This is a genomic window from Sulfitobacter sp. CB2047 (genome assembly GCF_000735125.2).
GTDB classification, from domain to species: domain Bacteria; phylum Pseudomonadota; class Alphaproteobacteria; order Rhodobacterales; family Rhodobacteraceae; genus Sulfitobacter; species Sulfitobacter pontiacus.
Map to the genome: position 1 here is coordinate 38,547 of NZ_CP072614.1, position 13,499 is coordinate 52,045.

The 13,499-nt window shown below is 62.7% G+C and carries 11 protein-coding genes; 4 read left to right on the forward strand and 7 right to left on the reverse strand.

What is annotated here, in order from left to right:
* The 7 genes from IV89_RS16335 to IV89_RS16365 form a co-directional block, all read right to left on the reverse strand.
* On the reverse strand, nucleotides 1-585 hold the full coding sequence (locus tag IV89_RS16335) for an amino acid synthesis family protein (protein ID WP_037941922.1): 585 nt from the start codon (nucleotides 583-585) through the stop codon (nucleotides 1-3).
* Nucleotides 582-1,166: an amino acid synthesis family protein gene (locus IV89_RS16340; RefSeq protein WP_037941918.1), complete on the reverse strand. Its 585-nt coding sequence runs from the start codon at nucleotides 1,164-1,166 to the stop codon at nucleotides 582-584. The genes IV89_RS16335 and IV89_RS16340 overlap by 4 nt, the downstream gene beginning before the upstream one ends.
* Complete coding sequence (locus IV89_RS16345) at nucleotides 1,159-2,007, reverse strand: UPF0280 family protein (protein WP_037941916.1); 849 nt, start codon at nucleotides 2,005-2,007, stop codon at nucleotides 1,159-1,161. The genes IV89_RS16340 and IV89_RS16345 overlap by 8 nt, the downstream gene beginning before the upstream one ends.
* Nucleotides 2,004-3,491: a hypothetical protein gene (locus IV89_RS16350; protein WP_005848888.1), complete on the reverse strand. Its 1,488-nt coding sequence runs from the start codon at nucleotides 3,489-3,491 to the stop codon at nucleotides 2,004-2,006. Before IV89_RS16350 ends, IV89_RS16345 begins: the two co-directional genes overlap by 4 nt.
* Complete coding sequence (locus IV89_RS16355; RefSeq protein WP_037941914.1) at nucleotides 3,484-6,231, reverse strand: molybdopterin cofactor-binding domain-containing protein; 2,748 nt, start codon at nucleotides 6,229-6,231, stop codon at nucleotides 3,484-3,486. The genes IV89_RS16350 and IV89_RS16355 overlap by 8 nt, the downstream gene beginning before the upstream one ends.
* Entirely contained in the window at nucleotides 6,231-7,067 is an 837-nt protein-coding gene (locus IV89_RS16360; RefSeq protein WP_037941912.1) for a xanthine dehydrogenase family protein subunit M, read from the reverse strand. Before IV89_RS16360 ends, IV89_RS16355 begins: the two co-directional genes overlap by 1 nt.
* A gap of 89 nt (nucleotides 7,068-7,156) precedes the next feature.
* On the reverse strand, nucleotides 7,157-7,963 hold the full coding sequence (locus IV89_RS16365) for a ferredoxin--NADP reductase (protein WP_037941911.1): 807 nt from the start codon (nucleotides 7,961-7,963) through the stop codon (nucleotides 7,157-7,159).
* A gap of 133 nt (nucleotides 7,964-8,096) precedes the next feature.
* Between IV89_RS16365 and IV89_RS16370 the strand changes: the two genes are divergently transcribed.
* The 4 genes from IV89_RS16370 (at nucleotide 8,097) to IV89_RS16385 (ending at nucleotide 13,458) form a co-directional block, all read left to right on the forward strand.
* Nucleotides 8,097-9,287: an amidohydrolase family protein gene (locus IV89_RS16370; protein ID WP_005848879.1), complete on the forward strand. Its 1,191-nt coding sequence runs from the start codon at nucleotides 8,097-8,099 to the stop codon at nucleotides 9,285-9,287.
* Nucleotides 9,288-9,664: 377 nt separating this feature from the next.
* Nucleotides 9,665-11,356 carry an AMP-binding protein gene (locus IV89_RS16375; RefSeq protein ID WP_037942094.1) on the forward strand — a complete coding sequence of 564 codons (1,692 nt, stop codon included), beginning with the start codon at nucleotides 9,665-9,667 and terminating at the stop codon, nucleotides 11,354-11,356.
* Nucleotides 11,357-11,389: 33 nt separating this feature from the next.
* A complete protein-coding gene (locus IV89_RS16380) occupies nucleotides 11,390-12,682 on the forward strand; it encodes a 3-hydroxyacyl-CoA dehydrogenase (RefSeq protein WP_037941908.1) in 1,293 nt (430 codons plus the stop codon).
* A complete protein-coding gene (locus tag IV89_RS16385; RefSeq protein ID WP_009824290.1) occupies nucleotides 12,679-13,458 on the forward strand; it encodes an enoyl-CoA hydratase-related protein in 780 nt (259 codons plus the stop codon). Before IV89_RS16380 ends, IV89_RS16385 begins: the two co-directional genes overlap by 4 nt.
* Nucleotides 13,459-13,499 lie beyond the last annotated feature (41 nt).

Consider the following 13,499-nt stretch of genomic DNA (forward strand, 5'->3'; position numbering starts at 1 on the left):
CTAACGCAGGCCGTCCTTGCCTTCGGCCTCGGCATGGGTCAGCCCGCCGACACGGGGCAAGGGGCGCCCGGAATCTGTGACAGCCACGGCCACCAGTATCTCGCCCGCGCGCGGCGCGTCGTTCAACCGCACCTCGATCCCGTCGAAATGGCTGCGCACATAGGCCGCGTCCTTGTGCCCTAAAGGCACGTCAAGCACCTGCCCCGGCCCGCCCATCTTTTTGGAAGACGGCACCAGTGCGGCCCCCTTTTCAACCGCGACCCGCAGCGGTGCGCCTAGCTTCGGGTGCAGGATCGCGGCGGCGTGTTCCAGCTCTCCCCCCTCGCCCACCATCGCGGCCTTGCCATAGCTTTCGGCCTGCGCGGGGGTGATCCCAAGGGCCGCAACACATTTATCGCCCAGCAATCCCCCCAGCTCTGCGCCGATGTCCATCAGCGGGGTCAGGTCTTCCGTATAAGAGCCTGCAAAGGGGTTTTTGATCACGGCCACAGCAACGGCCTTGCGCGTGGGGGGCGATATCTGCTGCCCGATCTCGCGGTGAGTCTCTTCGACCCAAGTGGCGATTTTGCGGATTTCGGCGCTCATCTCAGGCCATCCTTTCCTTCGATTTCCTTTGCATCCAACCCGCCCGCGCGGTTGTGGATACGTGCCCCTGTGGTCATCACAAGGATCACCGCCATTTCATCGGCGCGGGGGCTGTCGTTCAGGCCGACCTCGATTGAATCGAAATGGCTGCGGACATATGAGGCATCGACATGGGTCACAGGCACATCCAGCCGCACCCCCGCCGCGCCGACCTTTTTCGTCGACGGCACAATCGCCTTCGATCCGCCCAATACATCGCGCATCGCATAGCCGCCGGGGGCGTGCCAGAGCGCACCGTGCTCCAGCTCTCCACCCGTGCCGACGATGCTGCCTTTGCCGTAGCCTTCGATCTGTGCCGCCTCGACCCCGAGCGCCGCCAGCAGCTTTTGCGCCATCGCGACCCCCAGCGGTTTGAGGTCTTCCATAAAGGGCTGGATGTCCTCGATATAAGAGCCTGCATAGGGGTTTTGGATCACAGCCATGACCGACCCGCGTTTCAGCGGCGTATTGGCGCGGGGGCCGCCTTCGTGGAAAATCTCTTCGACACTGGTGACGATTTTGCGGGTCATAACCTCAGGCATATTCGGGGGCTTTCACTAGGGATTTCAGGGTTTCGGGCAAGCCGATGACAGTATGTTTGTCGCGCAGAAAAAGCGCCGCGCCAGAGATGAGGCCACGGTCGCGCAAACCCTGCGCCGCTGTCGCGCCTGCATTGAGGGCGTGGTTAACATCGACAGGGGAGAGCGGCCCGACATGGGTGACCACCGGGGCCGCACCAAGGTCACTGTCGTCGTGCAACCGGTTCGCGGGGCTGCGCCGGATCGCGGGATGGGCGGGCAGATCAACGGCGTTGCCAAGTTTGGTCGCCGCCGCATCGGCCATCGCGGCGGATCGGGCCAGCACGGTGACACTGTCGGCGATGCCCAAAGACTGGCTGCGCCCGCCCTGCCCGCTGGTGGCGATGCCGCGGATGGGGTCATTGCTGCGGATCGTGACGGTGCCAAGCGACCGCCCGTCCAGCCCCGCGATGCCCACGTCAAAACGCGCGCCCTCGGTCAGATGCAGCGCGATATCGCCACCGTTGTTCACATAGGCGCGGGTCAGATCGGCGGCATCCACCATGGCCGACAATACCTCTGCCGCGACGGCACCGGCGACGCAGATCATCGGCGTGGTCAGCCCGTCGGCATGGGGCAAGGCGGCGCGGTACATGGCGCGGGCGATCTTGCCTTTCGGTTTGGTGCCCACAGGGCGGCGCAGCAGGGGCAGCTCTGCCGTCAGTTCGGACAGGATCGTGCCAAAGCGATCGAAACCCGCGCGAAACGCCAGATCTCGCGCGCCATCCGCCCCGATGACCAGATCAATCGGGCCGTGGGACAGATGCAGCCTGCCACCGGGGAGAAGAGCCGCCTGTGCCGTCATGTCTTGTCCTTCGACCAGCCGTAGTTTTCCCGCGCATTAGGGTCGGGTTGCAGAAGTTGCTGCGCCACCCGTCGCACATCATCGGTGACCACATCACGCACGGGCTGGATATGCTCCATATGCCCGCCAAGCGTGCCGTAATCCTCGCGCCGCAGGGTGAATTCGATCGGTGCCACCAGCGCGGGTGTGGGTACATAACCGAAAGAGTTCGTGGGCATATCCATGACATCCACCATGACGGTAATGCCGCCCCCCGGCCAGACATAGGCCTCGGCCCCGCCGCAGGACACATGGGTCAGCGATTCCTTGACCGACCGCGTCAGCCGCACGGGGTTCTCTGTCACGCCGGCGCGCAGACTGCCGCCCGCCCCTCCCATGAACAGCACCGAACAAAGCGAGGGTTCGCAATTCTCGGCGATCCGGTCCGCGACGACCAGCAGCTCGGGCGTGATCTTGGCGGGTTGCGGGATCAGATCGTCATCCAGCGTGAAATAGGCCCATTGCTCTCCGGTGGTAGAGATCATCAGCAGCCGCAGCCCCGGCCAGGCTCGCTTCGGGTCAGCGTCACGCAGGATGGTCAGCGGGTCTTCGACATCGGTACCGCCCCATCCGGTGCCGGGGTCCGCCACCTGAAAATACCGCCCCGGCGTCGACCGCCGCCCGTTCACGCGGATGCCAGAGGGGGTCATATCCAGCCCTTTGCCCGCCTCGTGTTCTGTCAGCACGCCGGTGATGTGATCATCGACAACGACGACCTCGTCCACATGCCCGTGCCATTGTTTGGCGAACATTCCGATGGTCGCTGACCCACAGCCCACGCGCATCAGCTTTTCCGGGACGCCGTTGATGATTGGCGCTTTGCCCGCCTCGACCACCATGGTGACGCCGCCGTCGATGGTAACCTCGACCGGTTCACGGTTACATAGGCGCAGCAGCGCGTCACAGGTCACGCGGCCTTCTTTCTTGGAGCCGCCGGTCAGATGCTCGACCCCGCCCAAAGACAGCATCTTGGACCCATATTCCGAGGTCATCACGTGTCCGATCGCTTCTCCGTCAACGCGCACCACGGCGCGCTCGTCGCCGATGTGGCGGTCGGTGTCGATCTTCACCTTGACCCCGCAATACGAAAAAATGCCCTCGGTCACGACGGTGATCATATCCACGCCCTCGACCTCTTGGCTGACGATGAAGGGCGCGGGTTTGTAGTCGGGATAGGTGGTCCCCGCCCCTACGGCGGTGACGAAATCGCGCCCGCCCTGAATGACGTCGCCGTCCCAATCTTGCGCGTTGTCGCCCTGATCCAGAAAAGCGACGGCCTTGGCCCCCGACTGGATCACGGTCAGCGGATCCAGCCGCACCAGCTCGCCCGCGTGGTTGGCATAGCGGTCGCAGGCGCCGGATTTGCCGTCGGCGATGAAACACATCACCGGGCAGGCATCGCAGCGGATTTTCACAGGCTTGGGGTCGCGCAGGTCGTCAGGCATGTCCGGCCTCCTTCAGGGCGGCGCGCAGGCGCGTCGGCGTGGCCGGTGTCTGCGTCACGCGCGCACCGGTGGCATGGTAGATCGCGTTGAGGATCGCGGGGGCGGTGGGGATCAGCACATGTTCGCCCAGACCTTTCGCGCCGTAGGGCCCATGGGCGTCAGCCACCTCCAGGATCAGCGTCTCGATCGGGGGAACGTCGCCGATGGTCGGCACCAGATAGTCATGCAGGTTCTCGGTGCGCCCGGGGATATATTCCTCCATCAGCGCCATACCGAGCCCTTGGGCGATGCCACCCTGTACCTGCCCCTCGACCAGCAACGGGTTGATCGCGCGGCCCACATCATGGGCGGCGACAAAGCGCAGCGGGCGGCAAAGGCCAAGGGCGATATCCACCTCGACCACCACCAGATGCGCGGCATAGCCAAACTGCGCATAGGGCACGCCCTGCCCGTTTTCATCCAGTGGTTTGACCGGCGGATCATAGCTTTCCTGCGCCTGCAGCACATAGCCCTGCGCATCGACCGGCAGCCGCGTCAGATCAAGGCGCTGCGTGCGCCCGCCGTCGGCCACCGTGAGTTGCCCGTCTTGGCAGTCGATCTGCGCGGCGGGGCCCGCATTGACCTGCCGCAGAATCTGCGCCCGCAGTGCCTCTCCGGTCCTCAGTGCGGCGTTGCCCGACACAAAGGTCTGCCGCGAGGCAGAGGTTTTGCCCGCGTCCGGCGTGATATCGGTGTCACCGCCCAGGATCTTGATCCCCTCGACCGACAGCCCAAGCGCTTGGGCAAAGATTTGCGGGATCACCGTATTGGCCCCCTGCCCGATGTCCATCGCGCCTTGATGCAGCACCACCGTGCCATCCGCCCGCACGCCCGCCAGAATGGTCGACGGGTTCGGCAGCGAGGTATTGCCGCAGCCGTACCACGCCCCCGCGATCCCGACACCGCGTTTCACCGTGTCATCCTTTGCATTGAACCGGGCGCATTCGGCTTTCGCCTCCTCCCACGCGGGGCGCAGCGCCTCTAGGCAGGGGGCGATGCCGACGCCCTGATCGAACACCTGCCCGCAGACCGTGGGCACCCCGTCCGCCAGCGCGTTCTTCAAACGGAACTCCAGCGGATCAAGCCCCAGCTTTTCGGCCAGCAGGTCAAAGGCGGTTTCCTGTGCGATGGCCGATTGCGGCACGCCGAAGCCACGGAAGGCACCCGCGGGGGGGCAATGGGTATGCACGGCACGGCTACGTGCGCGATAATCAGAGACGTGGTAGGGGCCAGAGGCATGCACCGGCACGCGATTGGCGACCGTCGGACCCCAGCTTGCATAAGCACCGGTGTTGAAATCCCCGTCGAACCGCAGCCCCGACAGCGTCCCATCCGCCTTGGCCCCGACCTTGATCGTGATCTGCGCGGGGTGGCGTTTGGTGGTCGATTGCATCGTCTCGGCGCGCGCATAGGTCATGCGCACGGGCCGCGCCGTCTTGAGCGCGGCAAGCGCGATGAAGGGCTGCAACGACAGGTCAATCTTGGATCCGAAACCGCCCCCGACCGCCGTCGGCACAATGCGGATGTCAGCCATAGGACGGTCAAGGATCGCGGCCAGTGCTTCGCGGTCCATACCCGGTGCCTGGGTGCAAGCGTGCACATGGATGCGCCCGTCGATCACTTGGGCAAAGCCTGCCTCTGGCTCGATATAGCCATGTTCGACAAAACTGGTGGTATATTGCGCCTCGACCGTGACATCGGCGGCGCCGAGCGCGGCCTCCACATCGCCGCATTGCACGAAGCCGCCGCACATGATGTTCCCTTTGCGATCCTCGAACAGCTGTGGCGCGTCGGGGGCGGTCGCGGCATCGGTATCGGCAAGCGCAGTTTGTGGCGACCAACGGACAGGGAAGCTTTCCAGATCAAGGGCGATCATCGCCTCCGCCTCTCCCACGACGCAAGCAACCGCCTCCCCCCGGAACCGGATGTGGTTCACGGCGAAAACCGGCTGATCGATGAAGCCGGGGATCACGCCAAAGGCGTTGAGGCCGGGCACGTCATGTGCGGTCAGGATGCAATGGATACCGGGCTGCGCGCTGCGCCATGCCTCAAGATCGCCGAAGGTAAATCCGGCCGAGGCATGGGGCGCGCGGATGACCCGCGCGACCAAAGCACCGGCTGGGGCAATGTCATCGCCAAACGCCTCTGACCCGTCGACCTTGGCCTGCCCGTCCAGCCGCCGTGCAGGCTGGCCAAGCGCGGTAGAGGCGACAGTCAGCCCGTCGGCAGCATGGGCCCCGACCACCGCGTCGATGATCTTGCGATAACCGGTACAGCGACACAGCACGCCGCCAAGTGCATCCTGCACCTGCGCCGCGCTCGGCTGCGGCACCTCGCGCAACAACGCCACGGCAGAGACCATCATCCCCGGTGTGCAAATCCCGCATTGCGCGGCCTGATGGTGCTGGAAGCTTTGCATCAACGCCTGCGCGTCGTGGTCGGTTTTCACCAGCCCTGCCAGCGTCTCCACCTGCCGCCCCACCGCCTGCTGCACGGGCATCAGGCAGGCGCAGACCGGCGCGCCATCGACCAGCACAGTGCAGGCCCCGCAATCGCCCGCGTTGCAGCCGATCTTTACATCCTTGCGGTCCAGCCGCTCGCGCAGCGCGTAAGACAAGCGTTCACCGGGCAGCGGTTCAACCTGCGCAATACTGCCGTTCAGGGTGAAAGAGGTCACTTCTGTCGTGGTCGGTTTATCCATCACAGGGCCCCTTTCAAGGCGCGCATCACAGCGCGGCGGACCAAAGTGACGCTGGCGCCAAGGCGATAGTCGGCACTGGCGCGGGCATCTGTAATGGGGCTTAGCGATTGATTCAGATCCGCGCCCATACGGTTTTCTACATCGCCAAGGGCGCTACCGCGAAGCTGATCCTCAAGCGCGGTCAGCCGCTGCGCGACGGGTGATGCGGCGCCGATGGCGATGCGGATATCGGTGAGCCTGCCGCTCTCGACCTCTGCGAGTACCGCGACCATGCAGATCGAGATCACCAGATACTTCCGCGCACCGAGTTTGACAAAGCTGCTGTGACTATCAGCCGGGGGCGCGGGGATGTGGATAGCGGTGACAAGCTCGTTCTGGGCGCGGTCGGTCTGGCGCACGCCTTGCAGGAACTGCGACAAGGGCAGCACCCGCGATCCGTTTGCGCTGCAAAGCTCTACCTCGGCATTCAGTGTCAGTAGCGGCGGCACCCCGTCGGCGGCAGGAGAAGCGTTGCACAGATTCCCCGCGATGGTGCCTGCGTTCTGGATCTGGATCGACCCGACCTCGCGCGCCGCCAGCTTGAGCCCGTCGAAAGCGGCGGGCAGATCAGCGCGGATGATGTCTGTCCATGTGGTGGCCGCCCCGATACACCAGCCTTGGTCTGTTTGGCTGATGCCGCGCAGCTCTGGCAAGCGGGTGATATCCAACAGGTCGCCCGTCACCGGGCGGTCGCCGCGTGCGGGGAACCAATCGGTCCCCCCCGCGATGATCGACACCGGCCCCGCGGCCAATGTGGTTAACGCTTGATCCAATGTCGTCGCGGTCAGGTAGCTCATCCGGTCACCTTTTGCTGCGGGCGTAAAACTTGTTGGTATACGAATAGAAGTGCGTCGGGTGCCTTCGTGTCAAATCAATTCGCATGTCGTTAGCCGACAAAGGCTTTTTCGACCACAAAACCGGCAGGGCGGTTATTTGCCCCCTCCACCAGCCCGAAGGATTCGAGCGCGGCCTTGGTGTCGTTCAACATGGCCATCGACCCGCAGATCATCGCGCGGTCGGAATCAGGAGAGATCGGCGGCACGTCCAAGTCGAGGAACATCTTGCCCGACGCCATCAGGTCGGTTTGCCGCCCTTCGCGCGGCCACGGCGCGCGGGTCAGCGTGTCGTATAGGGTCAGCCTTTGCGCCAATTCCCCCACCAGCGGATCGGCCTTGAGGCTGGCGACCAGATCACGGCCATAGGTCAGCTCTTTGGCGGTGCGACAGGTGTGGCAGAGAATCAGGTCGTCAAACTTCTCATACGTCTCGGGGTCACGGATGACCGACGCGAAAGGCGCGATGCCGGTCCCCGTGGCGAACATCCACAGCCGTTTTCCGGGCAGCAAGGCGTCATTCACCAACGTCCCCGTCGGCTTGCGGCGCATCAGCACGGTATCACCGACCTTAAGCTTTTGCAGGTGCTGCGTCAGCGGCCCGTCCGACACCTTGATAGAATAGAACTCGACCCCCTCGTCCCACGACGGCGACGCGATGGAATAGGCACGAAACACCGGCTTTTCGGCATTGGGTAGCCCGATCATCACGAACTCTCCCGACCGGAAGCGAAAGGACGGGTCGCGGGTGATGCGGAAGCGGAACAGGCTGTCGGTATAATGCTGCACCTGCGTCACCGTTTCGGCAAAGACACCTGCGGGGATCGGGAAGCTAGGGCGAGAGAGAGAAGCGGCGTCCATGGAAAGTCCTTATCGGCTGCGGATGTATTATTGTTTGTATGCGAATGATTATCTGTCAAGTGTTTCATCTTGATCGGTCGTATTTTTCTGTTAGCGTTCAAATGAAACTGATGCTGCTTGAAAGGCGTGCCCCATGTCAGACACCTCTGCAAAACTCGTGATCCGGAACATCGGGATGATCCTGACCGGAAAGATGGAAGACCCCATTGCCGACGGGGATTGCCTGATCGCGATGGATGGTAAGATCACGGAATGGGGCTATGCCAAGGATATGGATTGCGACGGGGCCACGACAGAAGTCGACGCCCATGGCGCGACGCTGGCACCGGGGTTGATCGACAGCCATGTGCACCCGGTGGTGGGCGACTATACCCCGCGCCAGCAGCAGTTGGGGTGGATCGATTCAACGCTGCACGGCGGGGTGACCACACTGATCTCTGCCGGCGAAGTGCATATGCCGGGCCGCCCGAAGGATATCGTCGGTCTCAAGGCGATGGCGATCGCGTCGCAGCGTTGGTACGAAAACTTCCGCCCCTCGGGCGTCAAGGTTCACGCGGGCGCGCCGGTGATCGAACAGGGCATGGTAGAGGAAGACTTTGCCGAGATGGCCAAGGCCGGCGTGACCCTGCTGGGCGAGGTCGGACTGGGCACGGTCAAGGACGGCAAGACCGCCGCGCAGATGGTCGGATGGGCACGCAAATACGGCATGCAAAGCACGATCCACACCGGCGGCCCGTCGATCCCCGGATCAGGGTTGATCGATGCGGATATGGTGCTTGAGACAGGAACGGATGTGGTCGGGCATATCAACGGCGGGCACTCTGCCCTGCCCGACGATCAGATCATCTGCCTGTGCGAGGGCTGCAAGGCTGCGCTTGAGATCGTGCATAACGGGAACGAACGCGCCGCCTTGCTGACGCTGAACACAGCGCGCGAGTTGGGCAAGCTTGATCAGTTGATCCTGGGCACCGACGGTCCGGCTGGGTCCGGCGTGCAGCCTTTGGGGATCATGCGCATGGTTGCGATGCTGTCGTCGCTTGGCGATGTACCTGCCGAGGTCGCCTTTTGCTTTGCCAACGGCAACACCGCACGGCAACGCAAGCTGGACACCGGATTGATCGAGGTCGGCAAATGCGCCGATTTCGTCCTGATGGATCAGGCACAGCATGCGCCCGGCAAAAATATGCTTGAATCGGTGCAACTGGGTAATCTGCCCGGTGTTGGCATGACGGTGATTGATGGCGTGGTACGCAGCCTGCGCAGCCGGAATACGCCCCCTGCCACGCGGCTCCCCGAGCTGATTTGCGGCACCGTCGGCGCCTGAGCGCTGACATAAGCGGCTGCGGCGGGGGATCTGCCGCCCCGCAAGTGACGCGATGTTTCAATGACATCGCAGGTGCCATTGGCCGCTTTCCCCGGTTTCGGGGAAAGTAGGGCTTTCCTTACCTTTATATTCATGGTCAATTTTCGCCGAGATATGGGGCCGCACGTGCGGAGGGCCTTGGTGCGCGTAAAATCCTGTCAAACGTCAGCTTGCGGAACATCGTTCCATCATGCGGTATTGGCAGTTTGAATTTTAGCGCTTAGGCTGCAGAAATCAGAGTCGCGGACAATCGTGGAGGAGTGTCCGGCAACAGGCTCGATAAGGGAGGACGAAATGGCCACACTATCTGTATCTATGCTGTCTGCGGGCGGGTGCATATGACCGCAATGACCCCCGAAGAAGCCATTCGCCACGTGGTTTCAACGAACCCGACGTTCGAAGTAACCGAAAGTAATATCCGTGGCGTCACCTATAAAACATTCAAGAATATCCCGAAAACCCTGGGCGGGCTGATCCAGGCGAGCCGCGAAATCCAGGGTAATGGCGCGGCAGAGTTTCTGGTCTATCAGGATGAACGCTGGACCTATGATGCTTTCACCGCCGATGTGAACCGCATCGCCAACGGGCTGCGCGACACGCTGGGGATCAAGACCGGCGACCGTGTCGGCATCGCGATGCGCAACTATCCCGAACTGCTGATGCTCACGCTGGCGGTCGCGTCGGCGGGTGCTGTGGTGGTGTTCGTCAATGCGTGGTGGACCACCGAAGAGCTTGACTATGCGTTGCAAGACAGCGGGGCCAAGACGGTCTTTGCCGATGGCCCCCGTTTTGAACGGATGAAACCGCTCGAGGATGATCTGGGCCTGCGTCTCATCGGCGTGCGCGATGCCGAAGAAATGGGCCCGCACAAGCTGTCGGCGCTGATGCAGGGCATGGCCGAAACGCCGCCCGAAGGGGTCGATCTGGACACGGACGATGACTTTGCGGTGATGTATTCCTCTGGCACGACGGGCAAGCCGAAAGGGGTGGTGCAGACCCACCGTGGCGCGCTTAGCGCGGTGTTCAGCTGGCTGCTACAGGCCGTCGCCGCGCCGCTGGTCGCCCCCCCTGAACCCGGCGCACCGCCCGCGCCGCGCCCGTCGGGGTTGATCGTCACACCGCTGTTTCACGTCACCGCGACGCATCCGCTGTTTCTGCTTAGCCTGCCCGCCGGTGCCAAGATTTCCTTGCTGCACAAGTGGGACGCCGAAGAAGCGGTGCGCGTGATCAACCGCGAAGGCGTGACCCGTTTTCTGGGGGTGCCGACGCAATCTGCCGACCTGCTGGAAGCCGCAAAGCGTATGGGGGAAACCCTGCCGACGCTCACCTGGCTTGGCGCAGGCGGGGCGAAACGCCCTGCGGCGCAGGTGGCGCAGTTGAAAAACCAGTTCCCCGCCGCCGATATCGCGACAGGCTGGGGAATGACCGAGACGAACGCGCTTGGCATCGGCATGGTGGGCGAGGAATACAACAAACGCCCCGACGCCGCAGGCAAGCTGCATCCGCCGCTGCAAGACATCCGCTTTCTGGACGACAAGGGCAACGATGTCCCGCAGGGCGAATTGGGCGAGATTACCGTCAAAAGCCCCGCCAATATGCGCTGCTACCTCAACAAGCCGGAAGCCACCGAAGAGACGATGCAAGACGGCTGGCTGCGCACCGGTGATCTGGGTGTGATCGACGCCGAAGGCTATATCACCATCCTTGATCGCAAGAAGAACATCATCATCCGGGGCGGCGAGAACATCGCTTGTCTGGATGTCGAGGGCGCGCTGCACACGCATCCCGATGTGATCGAGGCTTGCGCGTTTTCCGTGCCGGACCCGCGCTTGGGTGAAGTCGTCGGGGCCTCTGTGCAGACCCGCGATGGCAAGCCTTTGACGCAAGCCGACATGGCGGCGCACCTCGACGGGCGGCTGGCCAAATTCAAGATACCCGAAAAACTGTGGTGCCAGGACGGTCCTTTGACCCGTGGTGCCACCGACAAGATTGACCGCCGTGCGATCCGCGCGGCCTGTCTGGACACATAAGGCCCACCAACCGGGCCGGAAGAAAGGAAGACTATGAACACCCCAACCGACGCAGAAATTGGTGCCTATATCGGTGCTGCCGGCAAAGCCGCATGGGAGGTCCCGGACCTGCCCGCCAACACCAAACAGCGCGAGATCAAATCCGTAGGCATCATCGGCGCGGGTACGATGGGCGGCGGCATCGCGATGAACTTTGCCACCGCGGGCATCCCCGTCACCATCGTCGAGACCACGCAAGAGGCGCTGGACCGCGGGTTGAAGGTCGTGCGCGGCAACTACCAGCGCAGCGCTGATAAGGGCCGTTTCCCGCAAGAAGAAGTCGAAGCGCGGATGGATCGCTTTGACGGCAAGCTGGAACTGGCGGCCTTGGCCGATTGTGATCTGGTGATCGAAGCCGTGTTCGAAGACATGGAGCTGAAGCGCAAGATTTTCACCGAGCTGGACCGCGTGATGAAACCGGGCGCGATCCTTGCGACGAACACCTCGGCGTTGAACATCGACGAAATCGCGGCGATGACCAAGCGTCCCGAAGACGTGATCGGGCTGCACTTTTTCTCGCCCGCCAACGTGATGAAACTGCTCGAAATCGTGCGCGCGAAACATACTGCTGATGATGTGGTCGCGACCTCGATGGATCTGGCGGCCAAGATCAACAAGATCGCTGTGCTCGTCGGCGTTTGCCCCGGTTTTGTCGGCAACCGTATTTTGTTCGCACGCCAGAAACAGGCCAACAAGCTGCTGCAACAGGGCTTGATGCCCTGGGATGTGGACGCCGCGCTGAACGCCTTTGGCTTCAAGATGGGGCCGTTCCAGATGTCCGATTTGGCCGGTCTGGATATCGGCTGGTCCAAAGGGGCCAAGACCGAAAACCCGATCCGCGATGCGCTGTGTGAAATGGACCGTCGCGGCCAGAAGACCCAAGCGGGTTTCTACGACTATGATGAATCCCGCCGCCCGATCCCGTCGGATGTGGTTGCCGGTGTGATCAAGGACATCACAGGTGCGGAAACCAACCAGATGTCGCAGGAACAGATCATCGAGATCTGCATCTACCCGATGATCAACGAAGCGGTCAAAATCCTCGAGGAAAACAAGGCGCAGCGCCCCTCTGACATCGATGTGGTCTGGCTGAACGGCTATGGCTGGCCCGCCGATAAGGGCGGCCCGATGTTCTATGGCGATATGGTCGGTGCGCAGGCCGTGCTGGACGTGATGGAAAAGCTGGGCGCCGAAGACCCCGAATTCGCGCCCGCTGAACTGCTGCGCGACCTGGCCAAGAATGGCGGGAAATTCACTGAAATCGACACCGGAGGGCTGAAGGTATGAGCTATCAATATATCACCACCGAAAAGAAGGGTCACATCCTTGTTGTGACCATGAACCGCCCCGAGGTGTACAATGCCGTGCACGTCGACATGCATAATGAAATGGCCGATTGCTGGGACGCTTTTGCAGCGGATCAGGATCTTTGGGTCGCGGTTCTGACCGGTGCGGGGGACAAGGCGTTCTCCGCGGGGAACGACCTGAAAGCCACAGCCGCGGGCGGGTCAAAGGCGACAATGCCCGCCAGCGGCTTCGCCGGTCTGTCCTCGCGTTTTGATCTGGAAAAGCCCATCGTCGCAGCCGTCAACGGTTTCGCCATGGGCGGCGGATTTGAAACCGCGCTGTCGTGCGACATTATCCTCGCCTCTGATCAGGCAAAATTCGCCCTGCCCGAGGTCAAGGTCGGCTTCTTCGCCGCGGCGTCCGGCGTGCAGCGCCTGTCGCGCTATATCGGGCGTCTTGCCGCGCAAGAGATGATGTTCACGGGCCGCACCATCATGGCCGATGAGGCGCTGTCGATGGGCTGCGTCAACGCGGTCTACCCTGCCGACCAGCTGATGGCGAAAGCGATGGAAAAGGCCGAAGAGCTGTGCGCCGTGTCGCCGTCGGCGGTCAAGGCCACGAAACGCGTCCTGAACGACATGTACAAGCGCGACGGGATGCAGGACAGCATCGCCTATTCACGCGAGGTGATCGCGGATCTCAGCAAAACCGAAGATTTCAAGGAAGGCGTGAACGCCTTTGTCGAAAAACGCAAACCCAACTGGGTCAATAAATAATCGAACCAACTGCCAGGAGGCACTCTATGTCACATAACGAA

Coding starts and splice junctions, on each gene's coding strand:
- IV89_RS16335 (WP_037941922.1), bottom strand. CDS start 585: ATGAGCGCCGAAATCCGCAAAATCGCCACTTGGGTCGAAGAGACTCAC.
- IV89_RS16340 (WP_037941918.1), bottom strand. CDS start 1,166: ATGCCTGAGGTTATGACCCGCAAAATCGTCACCAGTGTCGAAGAGATT.
- IV89_RS16345 (WP_037941916.1), bottom strand. CDS start 2,007: ATGACGGCACAGGCGGCTCTTCTCCCCGGTGGCAGGCTGCATCTGTCC.
- IV89_RS16350 (WP_005848888.1), bottom strand. CDS start 3,491: ATGCCTGACGACCTGCGCGACCCCAAGCCTGTGAAAATCCGCTGCGAT.
- IV89_RS16355 (WP_037941914.1), bottom strand. CDS start 6,231: ATGGATAAACCGACCACGACAGAAGTGACCTCTTTCACCCTGAACGGC.
- IV89_RS16360 (WP_037941912.1), bottom strand. CDS start 7,067: ATGAGCTACCTGACCGCGACGACATTGGATCAAGCGTTAACCACATTG.
- IV89_RS16365 (WP_037941911.1), bottom strand. CDS start 7,963: ATGGACGCCGCTTCTCTCTCTCGCCCTAGCTTCCCGATCCCCGCAGGT.
- IV89_RS16370 (WP_005848879.1), top strand. CDS start 8,097: ATGTCAGACACCTCTGCAAAACTCGTGATCCGGAACATCGGGATGATC.
- IV89_RS16375 (WP_037942094.1), top strand. CDS start 9,665: ATGACCGCAATGACCCCCGAAGAAGCCATTCGCCACGTGGTTTCAACG.
- IV89_RS16380 (WP_037941908.1), top strand. CDS start 11,390: ATGAACACCCCAACCGACGCAGAAATTGGTGCCTATATCGGTGCTGCC.
- IV89_RS16385 (WP_009824290.1), top strand. CDS start 12,679: ATGAGCTATCAATATATCACCACCGAAAAGAAGGGTCACATCCTTGTT.